Origin of the sequence: Flavimarina sp. Hel_I_48, assembly GCF_000733945.1 — a bacterium.
GTDB lineage: Bacteria > Bacteroidota > Bacteroidia > Flavobacteriales > Flavobacteriaceae > Leeuwenhoekiella.
The window spans coordinates 3,151,738-3,175,736 of record NZ_JPOL01000002.1 but is presented as its reverse complement, the minus strand read 5'-3'; the positions used below and the strand labels follow the sequence as shown (position 1 = coordinate 3,175,736).

Genomic DNA, 23,999 nt, shown 5'->3' with positions numbered 1-23,999 from the left:
AAAGAACAAAAAATTGCTATTTTTTATGAAAAAAGAACAAAAAAATGACTGCCTAAAAGTGGGCAATGGAGATAAAAACATGGTGTTTGTCCATTATTTTGGCGGCAATGCTGAAAGTTGGCAATGGCTTGCCGAATACCTAAAAAACGATTTTACGTGCTATTTGATCAATCTTCCCGGTTTTGGCAATACAGAACCTTTAGACCGCATTTCCATTTCGGCTTTTGCCGAAAATCTTGAAGCGCGAATAAAAGCATTAAAACTGGACACGTATATTTTGTGCGGGCATTCTATGGGTGCTAAAATAGTCGCTTATGCCGCCGCACGTTCTAAAAACCCACCACAGCATTTATTGCTTATCGCCCCTTCCCCTCCTACGGTTGAAAAAATGCCTGTGGAAGAAAAAAAACGTATGCTCAAACATCCTGATCGCCAGGAGGCTATTACCACGGTTTCTAATGCAACTGTAGCAGCATTAAATGACGAACTGTTTCAACATGCAGTTGCATCCCAACTTGAGATAGATGATAAAACGTGGGACTGGTGGCTGGAAACCGGAATGAACAATGATGTATCATCCCATATTAAAAAGGGGAATACCCCCACTACGATTGTTTGTTCACAAGATGACCCCGTTATCCCAATGAAATGGATAGAAGAGGAAGTAAAACCTTACTTCAACGATCCAAAAGTAGTTGTGCTGAAAAAGATAGGCCATTTGATACCAATGGAAGCCCCAAAAGAACTCGCTGACATAATAATCAACACCTGTAAACAGGTCTATTAATAGATCAGAAAAACACAATAAAAGCCCGAAAATCAATGATTTTCGGGCTTTTTTTACTCTATTATTTAAGCTTTAGAAAAGCTGAAAATAATTTTATACGCTTATGACGACCTATTCAGCTTCTTCCATAGCGGCGGAAACCCCTGCGGAAAGTTTTTTGTAAACACCGTTTTCCAGACGCTCCCTGATTGCGGAGAATGCATCCAGCGTTTCTTCAACGTCCTGCAATGTATGTGTTGCGGTAGGTATTAAACGTAATAAAATCAATCCTTTTGGAATTACGGGATAAACTACGATAGAACAGAAGATACCGTGATTTTCACGTAGGTCTTTAACAAGTGCCATAGCTTCAGGAATACTTCCCTTTAGATAAACCGGTGTTACACAACTCTGTGTGGTACCTATATCAAAACCACGCTTTTTAAGTCCGTTTTGAAGCGCATTCACATTTTCCCATAACTTTTCACGAAGTTCTGGCATGGTGCGCAACATATCTAGACGCTTTAAAGCCCCTACGACAAGTTGCATCTGCAAAGATTTTGCAAACATCTGTGAGCGCAGGTTGTATTTTAAATAATCAATGATCTCCTGATCTGCCGCGATAAACGCTCCGGTACTGGCCATAGATTTTGCGAACGTTGCAAAATACACGTCTATTTTATCCTGAACGCCCTGCTCTTCACCGGCTCCTGCACCAGTTGCTCCAAGTGTTCCAAATCCGTGTGCATCATCAACAAACAAACGGAAATTGTACTTCTCCTTAAGATCTGTAATTTCTTTTAATTTCCCCTGCTCGCCGCGCATTCCAAAAACACCTTCGGAGATCAATAAGATCCCACCGCCGGTCTGCTCAGCAAGTTTAGTGGCGCGTTGCAGGTTTTTTCGATGCTATCGATATCATTATGCTTATAGGTAAAGCGTTTACCCATATGAAGGCGAACACCATCAATGATACACGCGTGTGCATCCATATCATAAACGATGATATCATCCTTTGAAACCAGTGCATCTACGGTAGAAACCATACCCTGATAGCCAAAATTGAGCAAATAAGCAGCTTCTTTGTTTACAAATGCCGCAAGTTCCGTTTGTAATTGCTCGTGCAGGTCTGTATGGCCACTCATCATACGTGCACCCATGGGATAGGCAGAACCGTAATCTTTTGCAGCTTCAGCATCTATTTTACGAACTTCAGGATGATCCGCAAGACCTAGATAATCATTGATACTCCAGGTAATTACCTCTTTGCCCCTAAATTTCATACGGTTTGATATAGGCCCTTCCAATTTTGGAAAAACAAAATATCCTTCGGCTTGCGCCGCCCATTTCCCTAAAGGACCTTTGTCCTTATAAATTTTGTCGAATAAATCTTTCATACAATCATTTTCAATCAAAGTGCAAAATTATTGAATATTTTGCACAGTTAAATCTTTCCTCTGGCATATTTGATACAATACACCAAAAATTTATTTTATATACTCAATTTTTTTGGTCGCCGTTGGCTGTTGTTCATCCAGGAATCCCTGAGCGTTCATCCAGTCATCACTATATACTTTGCTCATATACCTGCTGCCATGATCTGGAAAGATGACAACCACGTGGCTATCTTTATCAAATTCGCCCTGCTTGGCAAGTTGCTTAACACCCTGTATCGCTGCGCCACTGGTGTAACCGGCGAAAATACCTTCGGTTTTTGCAAGTTCGCGTGCCGTGTGCGCACTATCTTCATCACTTACCTTCTCAAAATAATCGATCGCATCAAAGTCGGTTGCCGTGGGAACCAGGTTTTTACCCAAGCCTTCTATACGATAAGGATAGACTTCATTCATGTCTACCTCATGGGTTTCATGATATTTTTTTAAAATACTACCAAAAGCATCTATACCCAATATACGAATTTCTGGGTTCTGTTCCTTTAGATATTGAGCAGTTCCAGAAATTGTTCCTCCCGTACCACTGCACGCTACCAAATGCGTGATCTTACCTTCGGTTTGATTCCATATTTCTGGGCCGGTGGTCGCGTAGTGGGCTTCGGCATTCAGCGCATTAAAATATTGGTTAATATATACTGAACCTTCATTTTCTTTGTGCAAACGCTTTGCTACTTCATAATACGATCGTGGATCGTCTGCTTTTACGTGTGCAGGGCAAACATAAACCTGTGCCCCCATGGTACGCAAGGCATCAATCTTATCTTTTGATGATTTTGAACTCACTGCCAGAATACACTTATATCCTTTTATTATGCTCACCATAGCCAGACTGAAACCGGTATTGCCAGAAGTGGTCTCCACAATGGTATCGCCGGGACTTAAAATGCCCTTACGTTCTGCATCTTCAACAATATGTAGGGCAATTCGGTCTTTTGAAGACTGACCGGGATTAAAAGATTCAACTTTTGCAAAATAAGAACCTGGAAGAGTCTTGGTAATGGTATTTAATCGCACTAAAGGGGTATTACCAATAAGACCAAGCAGGTTATTATAAACATTGAGATGTTCTTTCATAAAAAAGTTGATTGTATTGCTTTTTTGAGTTGGATTCAAAAATCCCGTAAAGTTACGGGAAATATTCGAATTACTCTGTTTTTCCTTCTAAATCGATCAAAAAAGCATAGTCTTCGGCTGTTTCTTTTAGTGCCTCAAAACGTCCGGAAGAACCGCCATGACCCGCATCCATATTTGTATGAAATAAAATCAGGGCATCTCCCTGGTTTTTATCGCGCAATTTTGCCACCCATTTAGCCGGTTCCCAGTACTGTACCTGTGAATCGTGGTATCCCGTGGTTACCAGCATATTAGGGTATTTTTGCTCTTTTACCTGATCGTAAGGTGAGTAGGACAACATATAGTCATAATATTCCTTCTCATTGGGATTTCCCCATTCATCATATTCTGAAGTGGTAAGCGGGATCGTATCGTCCAGCATGGTTGTGATCACATCTACAAAAGGTACTGCGGCGATGATACCATTATAAAGCTGCGGAGCCATATTCGCAACGGCACCCATCAACAGACCACCGGCAGAACCTCCATAGGCATACAAATGCGATGCACTTGTATAGCGCTGCCCGGTCAGATATTTTGAACAGGCGATAAAATCTGTAAACGTGTTTTTCTTTTTAAATAATTTACCATCCTCATACCAGTTGCGCCCCATATATTCCCCACCGCGTACATGCGCTATCGCAAAAACAAAACCACGATCCAGCAAACTCAACCGTGACGATGAGAAAGAAGGATCTGTAGTATAGCCATAACTTCCGTAAGCGTATTGTAACAAAGGGTTCTCGCCGTCACGCTCCATTCCTTTTTTATAGATCAGCGAAATGGGGATTTTTACACCATCAGAAGCAGTGGCCCAGACCCGTTTGGTCTCATAGTTATCCTTATTGAACTCCCCTCCAAGTATCTCTGCTTCTTTAAGAACTATTTTTTCTTTGGTTTCCATGTCATATTCCACCACGGAAGGAGGTGTATTTAGCGAATTATAGGAATACCGAAGTTTTTTAGTATCAAAATCAGGGTTGATACTGGTATAGACATTATAGGTTTCATTATCGAAGGGAATATAATAATCCACTGTATTGTCCCACGTCTTTATATTGATCTGGTTCAATCCTTTGCTACGCTCATCGACTACGAGATAGTCTTTAAATATTTCTATATCCTCAAGCAATACTTCCGCGCGGTGCGGAATTACCTCTTCCCAGTTCTCCTGCGTGGTAGCATTGACCGGGGTTTTCATGAGCTTAAAGTTGGTTGCCTTGTCTTTATTGGTCACCAGATAGAAAAAGTCGCCATAGTGGGAAACATCATATTCCAGACCGCGCACCCGTGGTTGAAGGACTTTAAAATCAAAATCTGGTCCGTTTGCACTGGTATATTGCGCTTCACTGGTCAATGTGCTCCCAGATCCCATGATAAGATATTCCCTGGACTTGGTTTTTGTAATATACACCGAAAAGGTCTCATCGTTCTCCTCAAAAACAAGCGTATCACTATCGGCCGCGGTGCCTAAAACATGTTTGTAAACCTGACTACTGCGTAAGGTTTGAGGATCTTTTCGCGTGTAAAACAAGGTTTTATTGTCATTTGCCCAGATTGCATTGCCCGTAGTATTCTCAATCTTTTCGGGATAGATTTCACCGGTTTTGAGGTTTTTGATCTGCAAGGTATATTGCCTCCGGCTCACCGTATCTATCGAATAGGCCGCAAGTTCTGTGTTTTCTGAGATCGTATAGCCCGCCTGGTCAAAATATGCATGACCTTCTGCCATGGCATTGTTGTCAAACATTACTTCCTCTGGAGCGTCCAGGGTTTCAGGTTTGCGGCAATAAAGTGGATAGTTCTGCCCTTTTTCAAACCGCTGGTAATACCAGTAGCCATTGTATTTATAAGGCACAGACTCATCATCTTCTTTTATGCGTGCCTTCATCTCCGTAAAAAGCTTCTCCTGCAAAGGCTTGGTATGCGAGGTCATCACGTCGTAATAGGTATTTTCACGCTTCAGGTAATCCATCACGCGTGGTGTATCGCGCTCATTCATCCAGTAATACTCATCTACACGTTTGTCACCGTGTTTTTCTAATTCCTTGGCAATTTTTTCTGCATCTGGAGGGGTGGGCGATTGTTGCACTTCTTGTGTATTTTGAGCGTTAAATGAAAGTGTAAAAGTACAAGAAAGCAAGATGAGGAGTATGGTTTTTTTCATTGAAAAGAAAATTTTGATTTTATCTAAATGTAGGAAGAATGAGCCTGATTTATTTACGTTTCAATCAAAAAGAAACGTTATTTAGCCGATCTGTTTTTGCGGCTTTAATTAGCTTTGTTTGCAAATGTGGTATTCTGTCCTTTTTGAAATGGCGAAAGGGTCTTACCTTAAATTACCGCAGAAAACTAAACTAACTTTAAAAGTATACAATTATGATGGGAGATATGATGGGCATGATGGGAAAAATCAAAGAAGCCCAGGAGAAAGCCGAAGCAACAAAAAAACGACTTGAAACCGTTTATATTGATGAAAAAACAAATGACGGACTTTTAAAAACTTCCGTTAGTGTTGCCGGAAAAATAAAAACGATAGACATTGACGATTCTTTGTTAGAAGATAAAGAGCAATTAGAGGATTACCTGATCCTTACCCTTAACAAAGCACTGGAACGTGCCAAAAATAATTATGAGGGCGAACTTGCAGCAGTTGCAAAAGAAGGCATGCCAGATATCCCGGGACTGGATATGTTCAAATAATTTTTTAGAATAGAAACATTGAAAGGATTTATAAAAGTTCTGGTCGTCACGAATGGCCAGCTTTTATAAACCCTTTTTTATAGAGATATTTTCTCACGTGGTTATTTAATAGAACATTTACCGTTCATAATCCCCAAATAATTTATAGAATCAGAAACATTTGAAATCCAAAAACCCTAATATTTGTCTTAAAAACAAGCATTTACGCTCCTAAATCCCTATTTTACGTGTAAAACCAACTGCCATGAAAAATTTTACGCTAAAAATTTCCGCTTTAATATTCCTGCTTTTAATCCTTTCCTGCGATGAAAAAGATTCGCCGGAAATGAAATGTATGGAGGTCAAAGCTTCCGCTTACAACAGTTTGGGCAACCAGACGCGTATAGGGACAAATGGCAAAATAACCGCATGGGGAGATACGCTCAACCCCAATGTCCCTTCTGTTGCAATCTCCCGGGATCTAATAGATAGCGGGATGGTTCATGGCACGATGATCTATATTGAGGGTTTTAACGAACCTTTTAAGGTAAATGATAAAATGAACCGCAGGTATAAGAAAAAAATTGACCTGCACCTGGGTACAGATGTGCAGGCGGCGCGCGATTTTGGAAATCAAAAACTTAATATCTGCTTTGAAGTTCCAGAAATCAAGGCGAAAATCGCAACTGCTTCCAACTAATAGTTAACTGCCCACTTTGAATATAAAAGATTCCAAAGGATTAACATCTATGCGAATCTGCCCTTTACCACCGGTAATCTTGAGATTTCCGGTTTTTTCTGTGTTCAGTTGATCTGTAACTTTATAATTGCCGTCTGCTAGATTCCATTGCGCGATTACTTCCTGCGGAAGCTGAAGCTCAAAGCCAAAAGCATCCTGCGCGTCAAAGTTGGTCACAATGATCAGTTTTTCCTCTTCAGACCAGCGCACAAAGGAGTAAACCTTATCATTGTACCATTCTGTATGCTCCCTATTGTATTTTTGTAAATCGGCATAATCGCCCATTAAAGCAGGACTATTTGTGGTGAAATTGAGCAGTTTTTTATAAAAATCACGCAATTTTAGCTCTTCTTCGCTGTTTTTTCCACCGTCAAATTTTCCGTTGTTTACCCATTTCCTGACGCTGGGAACAGATCCATAATCAAAAATTGAGGTTCGCGTGGGATCGCCAAAACCAAGATCCTCTTTGGCCGGTTCCCCAAATTCCTGTCCAAAATAAACCATTGTGGGGGCCGTTGTTATCGTTGCCGAGACTACCATTGCTGGCTTGCCTTTTTCGGCGTTACCGGCAAAATCTGGACTTACGATACGCTGCTCGTCATGATTTTCCAGAAAATGCAGCAAATGACCTTCAATATCGTGCTGGGCTTCAATAATTGGGGCGATATGATCTGTACTTCCGTAGCCCTGCATGATATATTTTAAAGTATCGTAAAGTTCAACTTTATCGTACAGATAGTCCATTTTTCCTTTATGGATATAGTCGCGGTACATTGCGGGATTGTAAACCTCAGCCAATAAAAAAGCGTCTGGGTTCTTCCTTTTTATCGCGCTGTTCATATAGCTCCAGAATTCCACCGGTACCATTTCTGCCATGTCGTAACGGAAACCATCTACGCCTTTTGCCGTCCAGAATAGGGCAATATCCCTGAATTTTTTCCAGGACCCTGGTACTTCTTTATCCTTCCAAAACTCAAAATGCGCTTCAGGATCCCGATCTTTAAAATCGGCTGGAAGGGAATCAAAATCGGTCGTTCCATTAGGCTTTACGCCATAATTTACTTTTATGGTCTCATACCAGTCATTTTGATCTGGCTGTGCATCACGGGAGCCATTGCCTGTCCATTTTGCCGGGTTTTCTTCAAAATTCCCATTTACCAGGGAATCCTTTGTTCCGCCCAGCGGAACATAACCATTTTGCCAATGGGGAATTTTAAAACTACTTCCCGGGATATAATAGAAACTATTGTCTTTTGCATAAACCACATCCGTACTATCTTCAGCACCAAAATCGGTCACACCTTCTGGATTGTTTTTGCCTTCATAATGCCGCGCCACATGATTGGGAACAATATCAATAATCAGTTTTAGGCCCGCTTCATGTGTTCGTTTAATGAGCGCCTCAAATTCTTCCATGCGGTTTGCTGGATCCTCGGCGAGATCAGGATTTACCTGATAATAATCCTTGACGGCATATGGACTTCCCGCCCTGCCTTTAACCACATCTGCGTCGTCATTGGAAATTCCGTATTCAGTATAATCGGTAATTACCGCATGGTGGGGAACACCGGTATACCAGATGTAGGTCGCCCCAAAATCTTTGATTTCCTTGAGTGCCTTTGGCGTAAAATCATTGAATTTTCCCACACCGTTTTCGGCAAGTGTCCCCCATTGTTTATTGGTTTCATTGGTATTACCGAATAATCGGGTAAAAACCTGATAAATCACTTCTTTTTGGGCTGTTTTCTGCATGTTTTTTGTGTTTTTCAATTCGGTTTTACACGAAAGCGTGGTAAGGGTTAACAGGACGGCTGCTAATTTTTTTATCGTTGATGCGTATTTCATATGCCGTTGGTCAAAAGTTAATCCAGTTCAATGACCATTGGGGTCTTGGCAGTTACTTTCAGTTTATCTTTCAAATTTACCTCAATTCCCGAGAGAATATCCACTCCGGAAGATTTCCCATTTAACCCTTCCGAAAATCGATCCAGCCTTAGGACCTGATCGTTTGTATTGTTGTTCAGCACGACCATTATACGCCGTTCTTCAAGGATCCTAAAATAAATATATACATTTTCTTCTGGCACATAGTGCAACAAACATCCCGTATGTACCGCTTTTGCATTTTTTCTCCAGTTGAATAGTTTTTTAGTGAACGCATGATATTCTTCCTGTTTTTTAGTGCGGCCAGATTGCGTGAAGGCATTGTTTGTATCACCTTCCCAACCCCCTGGAAAATCGCGGCGTATATCGCCATCGCCTTTGTCCTTATCTCCTTGCATACCAATCTCTGTACCGTAGTATAACTGCGGAATCCCCCGTGTTGTGGCAAGTAGTGTTGTGGCAAGTTTGTAATTTGCCAGGCTTCCCTTCAATTTGGTATTGGTACGCTGGGTATCGTGATTTTCGGTAAAAACGAGTAAATTATTGGTGTCTGGGTAAAGAAAATCGCTTGCCAGCACATTATATGCGCGTATCATGCCGGTATCCCAGTCCTGTCGCTCTCCAAAAAGCCGCTCCATCACATCATGTAGCGGAAAATCCATCACCGTGGGCAAATGCGAGTTGAAATTTTGTATAGCTCCTATTTTGCTGTCCTTTTGCCAGTATGCAATATGTGCCGGCTCGTGCATCCATATTTCACCTACGATATTGAGGTTTGGATATTCATCCATAATTGCTTTGGTCCATTTGGCTATGCCTTCCTTTTCATTATAGGAATAGGTATCTACCCGCAGCCCATCAAGATCTGCATATTCTATCCACCAGATGGCATTTTGAATAAGATAATTAAGCATTAACGGGTTGCTCTGGTTAAGATCTGGCATGGATTTGACAAACCAGCCTTTCTCATTGATCTCCTTATCAATAATGGAGGTATGCGTATCAAACTGCGTCGTCATCCTATAATTTGTATTTTTAAAACCCTCTGGAAATTGATGAATCCAGTCGTGCATGGGCAAATCTTTCATCATCCAGTGTTCTATTCCCCAATGATTGGTCACATAATCCATAATCAGTTTCATGTCTTTTTTATGCAGTTCTGAAGCGAGTTCCCTATACTCCTCATTCGTACCATAACGGGGGTCAATATTATAAACATCGCTTTGCGCATAGCCGTGATAAGAATGGTTGGCATCATTATCTTCGTTGAGTGGAGTGCTCCATAAGGTGGTAACACCCAGGTCCTGCAGGTAATCCAGATGATCTATAATCCCTTTTATATCACCGCCATGCCGGCCGCCGGGCTGTTTTCGGGATGCCTTTTCGGTCATGGGGGGAACAGAATCAGTAGACGGATTTCCATTGGCAAAACGGTCTGGCATAAGCAGATAGATCATATCGCTGCTATTGAATCCATTCCGCAAAGCGGAATTCTCCCTTCGCTTTTTTATTACATATTGCTGAATAAAGCCTGTATTGCCGCCTTTCTTAAAACGGAAGCTATACTCCCCTGGCTTTACATCTTTTGCCTTTATGGTAACAAAAAGATAATTGGGATTTTCGGTACTTTTAACCTCTGTAATCTCCAGAACGTCACTGCTGACTTCATAATCAGAAATCGAATCGCCGTATAGAAGGATCTGTAGTTCTTCCATATGCATACCAGACCACCAGAATGGCGGTTCAACACGTTTTAATTGCGCATGCGTCATTTGAATAAAAAATAAGAATAGTACCGTTAGATGGAAAGGTTTAATAAATATGCATTTTTGGGTCATTAACTATAATTTTTAAAATTAAAAAGGAGATCACTATTCCGTAGATTTTCTTTTTATGATGGAGGTTTTAATTACCCTGGTGCTAAAACTTTCTTCCTCTTTATCAGAAAGCAGGCGTTTTATGAGCATTTTTACGGCAATACGACCCATTTCCCTGCCGTGCTGACTTACCGTACTTATCGCCGGTGTGGAATGCTTTAGCAATTTACCATCAGAAAAACCGATCAGGGCAACATCTTTAGGCACATTTTTGCCCAGCTGATGTACAGCTTGCATAGCAATAACCGCAAAAAGTTCGTTTACGGCAAAAACACCATCTATTTCGTTCTTCTTTATCATCGCGGCGATCTGCGCCTCACATTTTGCAATATCATCTACGCGTACAATTAGATCCTCATTTATTTCCAGTCCATGATCGCCCAGGGCTTTAATATAGCCCTGAGTACGCAGGTGCCCCACGCTTATATAGTCTACCGTGGTTATCAATGCAATCTTTTTTCGACCTTGTTCTATAAGATGGCTTACCGCGTTATAACTGCCACGTGCATCGTCAACAATTACCTTATCGCAAAGAACCTGCTCTGTCACACGATCTACCATTACCAGTGGCATACCTTGATTTTCAACCTCAATGAGATGGTTATAATCCTGGCGCAACATGGTTTCTTTGGAAAGTGAAATGATAAATCCGTCTACCTGACCACCATGCGCCAGGGTATCTATATTGACAACCTCTTTATCAAAAGATTCATTGGAAAGGCAAACGATAACATTGTAGCCTTTCTCATTAGCCGCTTCTTCCACCCCGCCTATTACTTCACCAAAAAAATCGTTTACGATCTCGGGGATGATAAGCGCAATGTTCTTGGTACGCCGATTTTTAAGGCTTATCGCTATATTATTGGGTTTGTAATTGTAAAGTGCAGCAAATGCCTTCACCTTCTCACGGGTATCTTCCCCTATTTCCGAACTATCTTTAAGGGATTTTGAAACGGTTGAAATAGATACGCTCAGCTCTTTCGCAATATCTTTTAAGGTTATTTTTCTTTTCATAGCGTGGGTCAATTTAAAAAAAATATAGCTACATTGTCACTTCTTATCATAAAATAAGCGCTCTTCTTCCTCTTCAAAAAAAGTTGTCAACACGAAACCGTTATAGTTGGCACCGCTCTAGTTTCACACTACCCTGTTATATTGAGAATATCTATTTTTATGCGCTTAAAATTCAGAATTAAGCAATTTTAATAATAGAATTATTCAAAATATGTACATGAGATCAATTTTAAAGGGACTCTCGTTCCTCTTTTTGTTTGCCTCTTTTACATCGTTTGCGCAGAATACTGTGAGCGGAACGATAACCGAGGCATCTACAAATCAACCCATTCCAGGAGTGAATATCCTGGTACAGAATACCACAAATGGAGTTACTACAGACTTTGACGGAAATTACACCCTAACCGGAATAAACAACGGCGATGTGATTGAATTTTCGTTTGTAGGGTTCAAAACCCAAACCATACCTTTCACGGGACAGCCCAATATTGATGTTAGCCTTGCTGAGGATGCCGCAGAACTGGAAGCTGTGGTAGTGGTAGGTTATGGTACCACAACCAAGAAAGACCTCACTGGCTCGGTAGAGCTTGTAAGCGAGGACGATTTTAATAAAGGAAACAACGTTACCGCAGAAAATCTGTTGAACGGCCGTGTGGCCGGTGTTAGCATAAACACAAGCGGAGCGCCAGGATCAGGGTCTGAGATTAGGATACGTGGGGGTGCTTCTTTAAATGCCTCTAACAGTCCGCTCATTGTGATTGATGGATTACCGGTACAGAGCAACGCCACTGGAGGTTCTCGATCTATTCTTTCTTCAATAAACCCTGATGATATTGAATCTTTTTCGGTTTTAAAAGATGCGTCTGCAGCGGCTATTTACGGTAACCGTGGTGCCAATGGCGTGATCATTATTACTACTAAAAAAGGGAAATCAAAACTTCAGGTAAATGTGGATACGCAAGTTAGCGTAGGTTCATTGGCTAGAAAAATAGATGTTTTCTCTGCAGAGGATTTTAGTGGTTTTATCAATGAAAACTTCCCAGAACGGACCGATTTTCTGGGTACGGCAAACACTGACTGGCAAGACGAAATTTACCGGACTACGTTTTCAACGCAGCACAACGCATCTGTAAGCGGATCGCTCTTCGATGTGCTTCCAGTTCGTTTATCAGCCGGTTATGCAGATCAGGAAGGTCTTAGGAAAACTTCGGAATTTGAAAGGACCACTACCTCCCTCGCCATAAATCCACGCCTTTTTGACAATCACCTCAAGCTGGATTTTAACGCCAACCTCAACTTCGAGAAAAACCGCTTTGCTCCTGGTGTTGAAGGACAGGCGATACAGTATAACCCCACCCAACCCGTTTATGACGCCAGTTCAAAATATGGTGGTTTTTATGAGTACACCGGTGGGGAAGATGGTTCCGTATTAGGAAATATACCGCTTAACCCTGTAGCCCAGCTGTTACAAACGCGTGACTATAGCAATGTACGCAGATACTATGGCAACTTCAAACTTGACTATAAATTGCACTTTTTGCCAAAAGTACGTGCGGTAGTCAACCTGGGACTTGACCAGAGCAATAGCCGTGGTACGGTGTTGATAGATCCCAATAGCGCCACGGGTGTAAACGCCCAGCAGGGAGAACTTATAGGGGGCAGAAGGGATTATAGCAGTGAGGTTTCCAATAAATTATTTGACGGCTATTTTGTTTACAATGATTCTTTTGGGGATTTTAATTCAGAAATCACAACAGGCTATTCTTATCAAAAATTTGAGCAGGAAGATTATAATTCATTTCAGATACTTGATCCCAATGCTTTAGAACCTGATACTACTACTTTTCCAGATATCGTCCTACTGGCTTACTTTGCCCGTGGTAATTTTAACTATAAAAATAAATATTTCCTTAGCGCTTCTGTACGTCGGGACGGTACTTCCCGTTTTGGGCCAGAAGAACGCTTTTCCTACTTTCCCGCAGTAAGTGGCGCATGGCAAATTAGCGATGAAAACTTTTTAAAGGAATCAAAAACCTTAAGCAATCTAAAACTAAGGGTTGGGTACGGTATTACCGGTCAGCAAGATATCACGGAAGCCTTTGCCTATTTTTCCCGCTATAGACTGGGTACTAACAACTCACAGTATGCTTTTGGCAACCAACCTTTATTTCTGGCGCAGCCATTGTATCGCAATCAGGGGATTAAATGGGAGGAAATCACAGAATACAATCTTGGATTGGATTACGGCTTTTTAGACGGAAAAATTTCGGGTTCGTTAGACTTCTTCAGAAAAGAATCTGATGACCTCCTTTCTCAGGCACCTATTCCAGACGGAGCTAACTTCTCCAATCAGGGTTTTCAGAACATCGGAAAATTTATCACGCAGGGTGTAGAATTTGCGGTTAACCTAAATTTAATAGAAAACGATGATTTTAGCTGGAATCTCAATTATAATGCGACTTATATAGACCGTGAAATCGATCGGCTGGCGTTTGGTCAGGATATCCTTACGGGAGGTATTTCGGGCGGTACGGGAATTACCGCACTTTTACAACGTGAAGGAGAAGATGCGTTTTCTTATTTTCTGTACAAGCAACTATATGACAATACGGGCAAACCCGTAGAAGGTGCCTATGCAGACCTGAACAATGACAACCTCATCAATAACGAAGATAAATATGTTGCAGGAAATGGAAGACCAGATCTTACCATGGGTTTCCTAACTGATCTTCGCTATAAAAATGTTGACTTTAGTTTTAATATGCGCGCCGCTTTTGGCAATGAAATTTACAATAACGTAAATTCATCAAGAGCGCAATACGGTAACGTTTTTAGAACGGTTGTGAACAACGTGCCTACCCAAATACTAGAAACTAATTTTCAAACAACCCCAGATGTTATTTTATCAGATTATTATCTTGAGGATGGTAGTTTTTTAAGAATGGATAACATTACCCTGGGCTACACTTTCAACAAGGATTTTATTGATGGCAATGATCTAAGAATATGGACGGGTATTCAAAATGCGTTTCTGATCACAGATTATTCGGGTATTGATCCAGAAATCTCAAATAATGGTATAGATAATACCATCTATCCACGACCCAGAACTTTCTTATTCGGAATTAATTATGGATTTTAAAACAGCAACAATGCGTACCTATAAATTAGTATTATTTTTAATGTTGGGACTCTCCATTTTCACCAGTTGTGAGAATGATCTTGACGTAACCTTAGAGGACGATGATGAGCTCACCTCAGACGACCTTTTTACATCCCCAGAAGCATATAGACAGGCCCTTGCCGGCGTCTATGGGAATTTGAGCTTCCCTGGTATCCTGGGCCCTGACAATGATCCCAACCTTGCTGGTATTGATGGAGGCACAAGCCAGTATATACGTGGTCTTTTTAACCTGGAAAATTTAAGTACAGACGAAGCGATCTGGAGCTACGAGAACGACCCGGGATTACGTGGCATGCAACGCAATACCTGGGGTTCTGACAATCCTTTGATTCTGGGTGTTTTTGCGCGTGCGGGTTACGAACTTTCCCTTGCTAATGAGTTTTTGCGCCAGACGACACCAGAAGTTTTAGACGGAAGGGATGTTTCAGAAAGTTTGCGTACAGAGATTCGAACATACCGCGCAGAAGCAAGGGCTTTACGGGCCCTGGCCTATTATCACTTTATGGACTTGTTTGGTAAAGCGCCATTCTACACAGAAAATGACGCTGTGGGCTTTGTGCAGGCAGAAGAAATCAACCGCCAGGAACTATTTACGTTCATAGAAGGGGAATTGCTTGAGATCATAAATGACCTTGCACCTGCACTTCAGAATGAATATGGTCGTGTAGATCAGGGAATGGCACGTATGCTGCTCGCAAAAATATATCTCAATGCAGAGGTATACACCGGCGAAGCCAGATATGCAGATTGCCTTGCGCAGTGTGAGCAGATCATAGCCAGTGGCTATACGCTCACCCCTAATTATCTCAATAATTTTATGGCAGATAACAATACGAATGGCGCACAAAATGAGATTATTTTTCCGATAATCAATGACGGTAGTTTTGCTCAAAATTATGGGGGAACCACCATTTTAATTCAAGGCGAAGTAGGAAATCCTGAAGCTAACGGAGAATCACTGGGTGTTAATCCCACGGGTTTTGGTGGATTGTTTAGGGTTAGAAGTCAGTTCTCAAGACGATTTACTGATAATCCAATTTTTGAAAATGATTCGCGCAACACACTACTTACTGAAGATCGTCCTATAGCAATCAGTGATGTGGGAAATACGGCACAGGGATATATTATTGCAAAATATTCCAATAGGACTTCAGATGGAGGTTTTGGTTCAGACAGGACTTTTACAGATACTGATTTTCCCTTGTTCAGGTATGCAGATGTATTGCTTATGTATGCAGAAGCTCATTTAAGGGGTGGCGGTGGAAACCGTGCTACCGCATTGGAATATATCAATGCGCTTAGGACAAGAGCCTTTGGCAACAGTTCTGGAAATATTTCAGATGGGGATTTGACACTCAATTTTCTTATTGACGAGCGATCGCGCGAACTTTACTGGGAATGTGTACGTCGTCAGGATCTAATCCGTTTTGGACTTTATTCGGGCGGTCAGTACAACTGGTCTTATAAAGGAGGGCCACAATCTGGAACTTCCATCCCAGAATTTAGGGAATTGTTCCCCATACCAGATCAAAGCCTTTCTTCAAATTCAAACCTGACTCAAAACCCAGGTTATTAAATTCAAATATTAATTATAAAGTATATACAAATGAAAAAACCATATCTAATTGCAATGACATTGTTCATGGCCATAGGATTGAGCAGTTGCTCAGATGATGAAGGGCTAAACTTTACCGTTCAGCCAGATCCCGAAGGACTTAATTTTACAAGTAACGTTTCTGCGCAATACATTTTAACTGATGGTACAGGGGAAAACCTTGCAGAACGTTTCGTATGGAACGAAGTAGACCTGGGTGTGCCCACAGATATAACCTATGAAGTTCAGGGTTCTTCCGCTGCAGATTTTGCAGACATGCTTTCGCCTTTGGCATCTACTATGGAAACCAACGCCGGGATAACCGTAAACCAACTGTTGCAACTGGCAACCGCGGCAGGTCTGGACAATGATCCTGATACCACAATAACGGATGCTGATGGGATTGAGTCAGCAAATAACAGTGGTATGGTTTACATACGCCTTCGCGCTTTTGCAGGTAATGGAAATGCAAATACAGTAGAGCAATTTTCTGAGGTACAGGCATTAAATGTGTTCTTGCCAGAGAATGTGGGCGAAGAGGAAGTTGTCATTCTTCCGCAGTTGTTTTTAGTTGGTGACGCTACAGCAGTGGGTTACAATAACAATACGAATAATCCTGCTTTTGTTAGAAATCCAGATAATGAAATGGAATTTAGTTATACCGGTAAATTCCTGGCAGATGGCACAGGATTTAAATTTCTTGAAATGCGCGGCCAGTGGCAACCGCAATGGGGGCTTCAGGATGGCGTAGCTGCCGTGAACGATGGTAGCGGTGAAGATCCACAGCCCGTAACCGTTCCTTTAGAAGGTTATTATACGGTAACGTTGAATAAAGAGGAACCTGTGATAACGTTAGAAGCTTTTGATGTGACCGGCGCTGCAACGTATACTTCAATCGCTATCATTGGAACCGCGCGTACCGAAGGTGGTTTTGACGCTCCTGATACTGATATGACCCAATCTGACTTTGACCCGCACATCTGGCAGATTCAGGAAGTGGAACTTCTGGACGGTGAACTTAAATTTCGTGCCAATGATGCCTGGGATGCCAACTGGGGAGCAGCAACTGCCCTGAGCGGTTTTGGTACTATGGGCGGGGCCAATATTCCGGTAACTGCGGGAACCTATGAAATTTGGTTCAACGATCTCACTGGTGGATATATTTTTATCCCCATTACTGAATAAAAACACCTCAAAAAGGCTGAATTTTAAACGATTCAGCCTTTTTTATTTTAAATCATTTCTATGAAAACAAAACTACCCTTTCTAGTTACCTTTTTAATTGCCGCAATGGGTTTTGCCCAGCAGATCACGGTCGCACCTAACCCTTTTGATGAAAATGAGGAAATTACCCTTACCCTTTCTGAACTTGATGCGCAGCAGGCCTGGGGAACTACAGACGTTTATCTCTGGGCATGGCATTTTGACGCCAATGGCGATTTTGTGGGCAATCCAGATGCCACGGGAACTGATTTTGGAAATTCCCCAGAATCTGCAAAATTCACCAATAATAACGATGGAACGTATTCCTATACCTTCACTCCAACTACTTTTTACAATGATACGGAAATTTCAAGCATAGGCGTTTTGGCCAAATCTAAGGATGGTACAAACCAGACCAGGGATTTTCTTTTTAACGTGGGCACCTTTCGTCTCGTGCTGAATTCTCCAACTGAACAGACAAACATATTCAACGCGGGAAATACTTTGAATATCGATGCGACAACCAGCGCAAATGCAAATTTTGAATTGTTCGCCAATGGGACTTTAATAAACACTCAAAATGGGATAACCAATTATACTTTTTCTTATGAAGTGAACGCAAACGTTAACTTTAAACTAGTCGCTTCTGAAAACGGTACCGAAAATTCCGTAGAACGAATCTTTAATGCTTTTGTAAATCCCAGTCCTACCGAAGCCTCCGTTCCAGAAGGAATGCAAAATGGTTTCAATTATGATCCTGCAAATCCTGATGAAGCTACCTTTGTTTTATATGCCCCGGAAAAGGATTTTGTGCACCTCATCGGTAATTTTAATGGTTCTGATTGGGAAATTTCCAATGACTATATCTTGAACAAAGACAGTGCTTCAGACCGCTTTTGGATCACCCTTGATCTTTCTGAAAATACAGTTTCAGACTTGTTGTATCAATACGTGGTGGAATACGATATCCGCATTGCAGATCCTTATTCCACTTTAGTTTTGGATTCTTTTAATGACGCATTTATTGAAGATTCAGTCTATCCTGACCTTCCCGAATATCCTTCAGATAAAACTTCTCAGGATGTCTCTTACGTAGCGCTGGATGAAACCGAATACGAATGGCAAAACACAAATTTTTCCGCGCCGGCGAAAGAAAACCTGGTCATTTATGAATTGCATATTCGAGATTTTGATGACAACCACAGTTTTAATGCTGTGATGAACCGTCTGGATTATCTGGATGATCTGGGAATCAACGCGATTGAATTGATGCCCGTCCAGGAATTTGACGGTAACATCAGCTGGGGTTATAATCCCGCTTTTCACATGGCGCTAGACAAATATTATGGTACACGCAATGCATTCAAAGAACTTGTAGATGCTTGTCACGCCCGTGGTATCGCGGTTATTCTTGATGTGGTTTACAATCAGGCGACCGGTCAAAATCCGTATTTCAGGTTGTATAATACTTCAAATGGCGGCACCGATGGCGTTCCGCGCAGCGATAATCCCTTTTTTAATGAGACCGTAACCCACGCCTATAACGTTTTTAACGACTTTAACCATAGCGCAACCGCAACCCGTGATTACGTAAAACGCGTAACCGATTACTGGATCAGCGAATTTAAACTGGATGGTTTCCGTTATGATCTTACCAAAGGTTTTACCCAAAACTGTACTGCGGAAGATCAAGATTGCACTAACCGTTACCAGGCAGACCGCGTCGCCGTACTTAAGCAATATGCCGACTATAACTGGGCAAAAAATGATAATTTTATAGTCATTTTTGAACATTTAGGCGGAATTCAGGAAGAAAACGAGTGGGCAAATTACCGCGCTGATGAAGGCAAGGGAATCCTGCTCTGGAATATTCAGAACGGTCCATACAACGAGGCGACCATGGGTTATGATAATGCTGATTTCGTTGGAATTTCCTATAAAGAAAAAGGCTTTGACGTCCCTGCAGCGGTAGGTTATATGGAAAGTCATGACGAAGAGCGCCTCATGTTTAAAAACCTGGCATTTGGCAATGCTAATGCAGATTATAACGTCAAAGACCTGCCCACGGCATTAGAGCGTATGGAAGCTGCCGGCGCATTTTTCTTTACCGTTCCCGGCCCTAAAATGATCTGGCAGTTCGGTGAACTGGGTTATGATGTGAGTATTTTTACCTGTGAAGATGGCACGTTGCCCCAGCCCTACCCCAATCCCGATTGTAAACTCGCACCAAAACCTGACGGCTGGGACTATCTCAACGATGCAAACCGAGTGGCACTGCACGATACCTGGCAAAAACTCATCGACTTAAAGCTAAATCAGCCCATTTTTAAAACCGATAATTTTACAGTGGACGCGTCTACCCCAGACGGACTTAAGAGAATACAACTTACTGATGACAGGGCTACGGGTGATGCCATTAAATATGTAACCATAATAGGTAATCTTAGTGTTACTGCAAAAAGTATAAATCCGCAGTTTCAGGAAAATGGTACCTGGTTTAACATGCTTGATGGAAGTACGATTAATGTAGCGAATACTAACGAAACCATAAGTCTGGCGCCCGGCGAATTCAAGATTTACGCTAATGAAGCAACGACTTTGAGTATTGATAATACAAAAGCGCTTTCTTCTCTAAACATGTATCCCAATCCCGCTTCACAATTTATTGGTTTCAATAAACCTGTATATGAAGTAACGATTTATAACATTTCTGGACAGGTGACAAAATCGGCAAATTTGAGTCAAAATCGGATAAAAACGGTGGATATTTCGCAGTTATCCAGCGGGTTTTATTTGGTTAAAGCAAGTAATGAACAAGGTTCAAAAACCTTTAAATTAGTCGTAAAATAGGGTGAAAAGGAGTAGATTTTAAACGTAAAAAGCGGATTTTCCTCAGGGAAATATCCGCTTTTTTATGTGGTTATTTCTAAAATTAATACTCCAAAATAAAACTTTTTGTTTGAAAACTACTTTGCGTTAGGGATTGAAGTGGAAATCCTTTTTGCGAGGAACGAGTAAAAAGATTGCAACGTAAAGCCCGACCCGCAGGGGAACGCCCAAAAATTGATGAAATAGGTGGTTTCGGTACAATTTTTTGCAAAAATCACTCAACCACCTATTCCTTCGGTACAATTTTTGCAAAAATCACTCAACCACCTATTCCTTCGGTACAATATTTTAAAGAAATCATTTAACCGCCTATTTCTTCGATACATTTTTTAAGGCAAGCTTATCATTCTCCGTTCGATTTTCAGAAATTAAATCTTTAAATTGGTTTGAAGCAAAATTTAATAAATAAACATACGCATGAAAGCCATAGGATTCAAAAAATCACTTCCCATAAATGAAAAAGAAAGTTTTATTTCTTTTGAAACAGAAACACCAAAACCAGAAGGTCGCGACTTGCTCGTTAAAATTCAGGCAGTATCTGTAAACCCGGTGGATACTAAAATACGTAAGTCTGCCGCTAAAGATAAAACCCTGGACGAACCTAAAATCATAGGTTGGGACGCTGTGGGAATAGTAGAAGCGGTAGGTGAACATGTGGAATTTTTCAAAAAAGGGGATACCGTCTTTTATGCAGGCGATCTTACACGGCCCGGTAGCAATGCAGAATTTCAACTGGTCGATGAGCGCATCGTAGGCCACAAACCAAAAAATCTAAGTATCCCCGAAGCCGCGGCCATGCCACTTACTTCCCTCACCGCATGGGAAACGCTTTTTGACCGTATGCGTATTTTAAGGGAAAAAGATGAAGGAAAAAGCATTCTGATCATTGGCGGTGCCGGGGGCGTGGGATCTATCGCCACACAGATGGCAAAACGTCTGGCCGGTCTTGAAGTTATCGCAACTTCTTCGCGTGATGAGACGGTACAATGGTGCAAAGACCATGGAGCAGATCATGTAGTAAATTATAAAAATCTGGTAGAGAACGTAAAAAAAGCAGGTTTTGAAACCGTGGATTTTATTGTTGATTTTCATGATCTAAATCAATATTGGGACGATTGTGTAGAACTGATCAAACCACAGGGTCATATTACCTCTATTACCGGTTCTCCAGAACCACTTGAATTAAATAAACTCAAGAACAAAAGTGTTACTTTTTCCTGGGAACTAATGTACACGCGCTCCATGTTTGAGACCGAAGATATGGTCGCCCAGCACAGAATCTTAAATACGGTAGCAAAATTACTGGATAATGGCGAACTGAGAAGTACGCTCAATAATACGTTGCAGGGAATGACGGTTGACAACTTTAAGGCTGTTCATGCCCAACTGGAATCTGGAAAATCAATAGGGAAAACAGTCATCGAATATTAAAAGTAGTATTTTATAGCGCTTTGAGCGCAATAAATAAGAGCGAAATATTACCTTTTAGAGTCAAAAACGAGCTTAAACAACCGAATATCAGGTGTTTAAGCTCGTTTTTATTGATATTTAAATTAATTCCGAAAAGATTTTTCTGAAAAATCAGGAATTCTATTTGCTTATGTCGGTATTTGCTGCGATAAACAATGCAACGTACCAAAGCCCCAAACTAAATCTATTGCCCCTATTCCTATAACCTCTCGGTCAGGAAAGCAATCGGCAAGAATATTCAATGCTATACGATCATTGGTATCATTAAACGTTGGTACAAGTACGCAGGAATTTAAGATCAGGAAATTGGCATAACTCGCCGGCAATCGCAGATCTTCAAAATCCAGGCGTTTTGGCATGGGCAAAGTAACGATGTTAGGCGATGTCCCATCTTGTAATTTAGCTTTTTTTAGGCGGTCCAGATTGTCCTGCAAGGCATGGTAATTAGGATCGTTGACATCATCCTCTACAACGGTGACAATGGTATTTTCATTTACAAAACGGCACAGATCGTCTATATGCCCGTGTGTGTCGTCCCCCTGAATCCCATCACCAATCCAAATGGTCTGCGTGACCCCAAAATATTCTTTGAAAACAGATTCATAATCGGCTTTTGAAAAACCCGGGTTCCGAACCTGAATGTCTGGGTGCAACAAGCATTCTTCAGAAGTTATAAGCGTTCCTTTGCCGTTAACCTCTAGCGCACCGCCTTCAAGTATTACCGGTTTACCATTGTAGGTAACCTGTGTGAGTGGCAATTCAAGTACGTCTGCTACTTTGCGCGGCACTCCCCTGTCTAATTTATAATTACTGTATTTTGCCCAACCGTTGAAATTGAAATTGAGCGCCTCGTTTTCTCCTTCGGAATTTTTTACGATAATGGGACCGGAGTCCCGCATCCAGCTACGGTTTGTCTTATGCTCAATAAACTGAACCATATTTAGATCTACGCGGGCACGCTGCAACATTTTTTCTACTTTTTGTTTCAATTTATTTGAGGCGACCACAAGAAATACGTTCTCGTAGGCAGCCACTTTTTTAATAAATTCTACAAATGCCCATTGTACGGCTTCGTACTTACCGGGCCAGTCATCGCCGCTATGCGGAAAACATAATAAAATGCCTTGCTGCTGTTCCCATTCTGCGGGAAATCTTCTTTGTGGAAAATCCATTAATCCAGTGCTCGTTTAGTGATTTCACCATAGGCATCAATCCTTCGGTCCCTAAAAAAGGGCCAGTTTTGCCTTACATTTTCCTGAAGGTCCAGATCAACTTCTGCCATTAAGATTTCTTCTTGATCTTCTGAAGCCTGCGCCAGGATCTCGCCCTGTGGACCAGCAATAAATGAGCTTCCCCAAAACTGAATTCCTTCGGTTCCCTCAATATATTTTTCAAGACCTATACGGTTTGCGGCAGCCACATAAACACCGTTAGAAACCGCATGGCCTTTCATGGCGTTCATCCACGCGCCTTTTTGATTCTCTCCATATTCATTCTTTTCCTGTGGATGCCATCCTATTGCGGTGGGATAAAACAAAACCTCTGCACCCTGCAAAGCGGTGAGTCTCGCTGCTTCTGGATACCATTGATCCCAGCAGATAAGTGTACCCAGCTTGCCCTTAGTTGTTTCAAAAGCCTTAAATCCTATATCACCGGGAGTAAAGTAGAATTTCTCATAAAAATGAGGATCGTCAGGAATGTGCATTTTACGGTATAGACCAGCTTCAGAACCATCTGTATCTATCGTAAAGGCGCTATTATGGTAAATACCTGGCATTCTTTTTTCAAAAAACGGAACGATAATTACTACGCCCAGTTCTTTTGCCAATGCACTGAACTCCTGAAAAGATACGCCATCACGAGGTTCGGCAAATTCAAAGTTGGCCACCTCTTCACTCTGGCAGAAATAGTGACTGCTGTAGAGTTCGGGTAAAAGGATCACTTCTGCTTTTTTTGCAGCGGCATCACGCACCCATTGTTTACATTTCTCAAGATTATTCTGTGGTTTATCATTGAGGTTGAGCTGTAAGACTGCAATGGTATATTTCTTTCTTGACATGTTTTTATTTTGATTCAAAAATAACAGTTTTTCATTAAATCAACACCGTTTACTCCCTGTATAGGGAGTTT

At 41.4% G+C, this 23,999-nt stretch carries 15 protein-coding genes and 1 pseudogene; 8 read left to right on the top strand and 8 right to left on the bottom strand.

Annotation, left to right across the window (positions count from 1 at the left end):
- Positions 1 to 25: 25 nt before the first annotated feature.
- A complete protein-coding gene (locus P162_RS13815; protein ID WP_031428201.1) occupies positions 26 to 787 on the top strand; it encodes an alpha/beta fold hydrolase in 762 nt (253 codons plus the stop codon).
- A 111-nt stretch (positions 788 to 898) separates the two neighbouring features.
- Here the strand turns inward: P162_RS13815 and P162_RS13810 are convergent.
- The 3 genes and pseudogenes from P162_RS13810 to P162_RS13800 all read right to left on the bottom strand — a co-directional run bounded on the left by P162_RS13810 (position 899) and on the right by P162_RS13800 (position 5,500).
- Positions 899 to 2,163 (bottom strand): annotated as a pseudogene (locus tag P162_RS13810) (aminotransferase class I/II-fold pyridoxal phosphate-dependent enzyme).
- Between the two features lie 90 nt (positions 2,164 to 2,253).
- Positions 2,254 to 3,294, bottom strand: coding sequence for a PLP-dependent cysteine synthase family protein (locus tag P162_RS13805; protein WP_031428200.1), 1,041 nt, complete (start codon positions 3,292 to 3,294; stop codon positions 2,254 to 2,256).
- A gap of 70 nt (positions 3,295 to 3,364) precedes the next feature.
- Positions 3,365 to 5,500: a S9 family peptidase gene (locus P162_RS13800; protein WP_031428199.1), complete on the bottom strand. Its 2,136-nt coding sequence runs from the start codon at positions 5,498 to 5,500 to the stop codon at positions 3,365 to 3,367.
- A 212-nt stretch (positions 5,501 to 5,712) separates the two neighbouring features.
- Between P162_RS13800 and P162_RS13795 the strand changes: the two genes are divergently transcribed.
- Together P162_RS13795 and P162_RS13790 are read left to right on the top strand one after the other, a co-directional pair.
- Positions 5,713 to 6,036: a YbaB/EbfC family nucleoid-associated protein gene (locus tag P162_RS13795; protein ID WP_031428198.1), complete on the top strand. Its 324-nt coding sequence runs from the start codon at positions 5,713 to 5,715 to the stop codon at positions 6,034 to 6,036.
- Positions 6,037 to 6,280: 244 nt separating this feature from the next.
- Entirely contained in the window at positions 6,281 to 6,715 is a 435-nt protein-coding gene (locus tag P162_RS13790; RefSeq protein ID WP_031428197.1) for a hypothetical protein, read from the top strand.
- A 3-nt stretch (positions 6,716 to 6,718) separates the two neighbouring features.
- Here the strand turns inward: P162_RS13790 and P162_RS13785 are convergent, their stop codons facing one another.
- From P162_RS13785 to P162_RS13775, 3 genes are all read right to left on the bottom strand, one after another.
- The gene (locus P162_RS13785) at positions 6,719 to 8,599 is read right to left on the bottom strand and encodes an alpha-amylase family glycosyl hydrolase (RefSeq protein ID WP_031428196.1); all 1,881 of its coding nucleotides are present in this window, start codon (positions 8,597 to 8,599) and stop codon (positions 6,719 to 6,721) included.
- Between the two features lie 17 nt (positions 8,600 to 8,616).
- Positions 8,617 to 10,410, bottom strand: coding sequence for a glycoside hydrolase family 13 protein (locus P162_RS13780; protein WP_241077777.1), 1,794 nt, complete (start codon positions 10,408 to 10,410; stop codon positions 8,617 to 8,619).
- 99 nt (positions 10,411 to 10,509) lie between these two features.
- On the bottom strand, positions 10,510 to 11,529 hold the full coding sequence (locus tag P162_RS13775; protein ID WP_031428194.1) for a LacI family DNA-binding transcriptional regulator: 1,020 nt from the start codon (positions 11,527 to 11,529) through the stop codon (positions 10,510 to 10,512).
- Positions 11,530 to 11,746: 217 nt separating this feature from the next.
- Between P162_RS13775 and P162_RS13770 the strand changes: the two genes are divergently transcribed.
- The 5 genes from P162_RS13770 to P162_RS13750 all read left to right on the top strand — a co-directional run bounded on the left by P162_RS13770 (position 11,747) and on the right by P162_RS13750 (position 21,830).
- Positions 11,747 to 14,671: a SusC/RagA family TonB-linked outer membrane protein gene (locus P162_RS13770; protein WP_031428193.1), complete on the top strand. Its 2,925-nt coding sequence runs from the start codon at positions 11,747 to 11,749 to the stop codon at positions 14,669 to 14,671.
- A gap of 10 nt (positions 14,672 to 14,681) precedes the next feature.
- The gene (locus P162_RS13765) at positions 14,682 to 16,289 is read left to right on the top strand and encodes a RagB/SusD family nutrient uptake outer membrane protein (protein WP_031428192.1); all 1,608 of its coding nucleotides are present in this window, start codon (positions 14,682 to 14,684) and stop codon (positions 16,287 to 16,289) included.
- A 30-nt stretch (positions 16,290 to 16,319) separates the two neighbouring features.
- Entirely contained in the window at positions 16,320 to 17,492 is a 1,173-nt protein-coding gene (locus P162_RS13760) for a SusF/SusE family outer membrane protein (RefSeq protein ID WP_031428191.1), read from the top strand.
- Between the two features lie 60 nt (positions 17,493 to 17,552).
- Positions 17,553 to 20,360, top strand: a complete 2,808-nt coding sequence (locus tag P162_RS13755) for an alpha-amylase family glycosyl hydrolase (RefSeq protein ID WP_031428190.1) — start codon at positions 17,553 to 17,555, stop codon at positions 20,358 to 20,360.
- 456 nt (positions 20,361 to 20,816) lie between these two features.
- Entirely contained in the window at positions 20,817 to 21,830 is a 1,014-nt protein-coding gene (locus P162_RS13750) for a zinc-binding alcohol dehydrogenase family protein (protein ID WP_031428189.1), read from the top strand.
- A 167-nt stretch (positions 21,831 to 21,997) separates the two neighbouring features.
- Here P162_RS13750 and P162_RS13745 read toward each other — a convergent pair whose 3' ends face one another.
- Both P162_RS13745 and P162_RS13740 read right to left on the bottom strand, forming a co-directional pair.
- On the bottom strand, positions 21,998 to 23,041 hold the full coding sequence (locus P162_RS13745; protein WP_031428188.1) for an agmatine/peptidylarginine deiminase: 1,044 nt from the start codon (positions 23,039 to 23,041) through the stop codon (positions 21,998 to 22,000).
- Positions 23,041 to 23,928, bottom strand: coding sequence for a carbon-nitrogen hydrolase (locus P162_RS13740; RefSeq protein ID WP_031428187.1), 888 nt, complete (start codon positions 23,926 to 23,928; stop codon positions 23,041 to 23,043). Before P162_RS13740 ends, P162_RS13745 begins: the two co-directional genes overlap by 1 nt.
- Between the last annotated feature and the right edge of the window lie 71 nt (positions 23,929 to 23,999).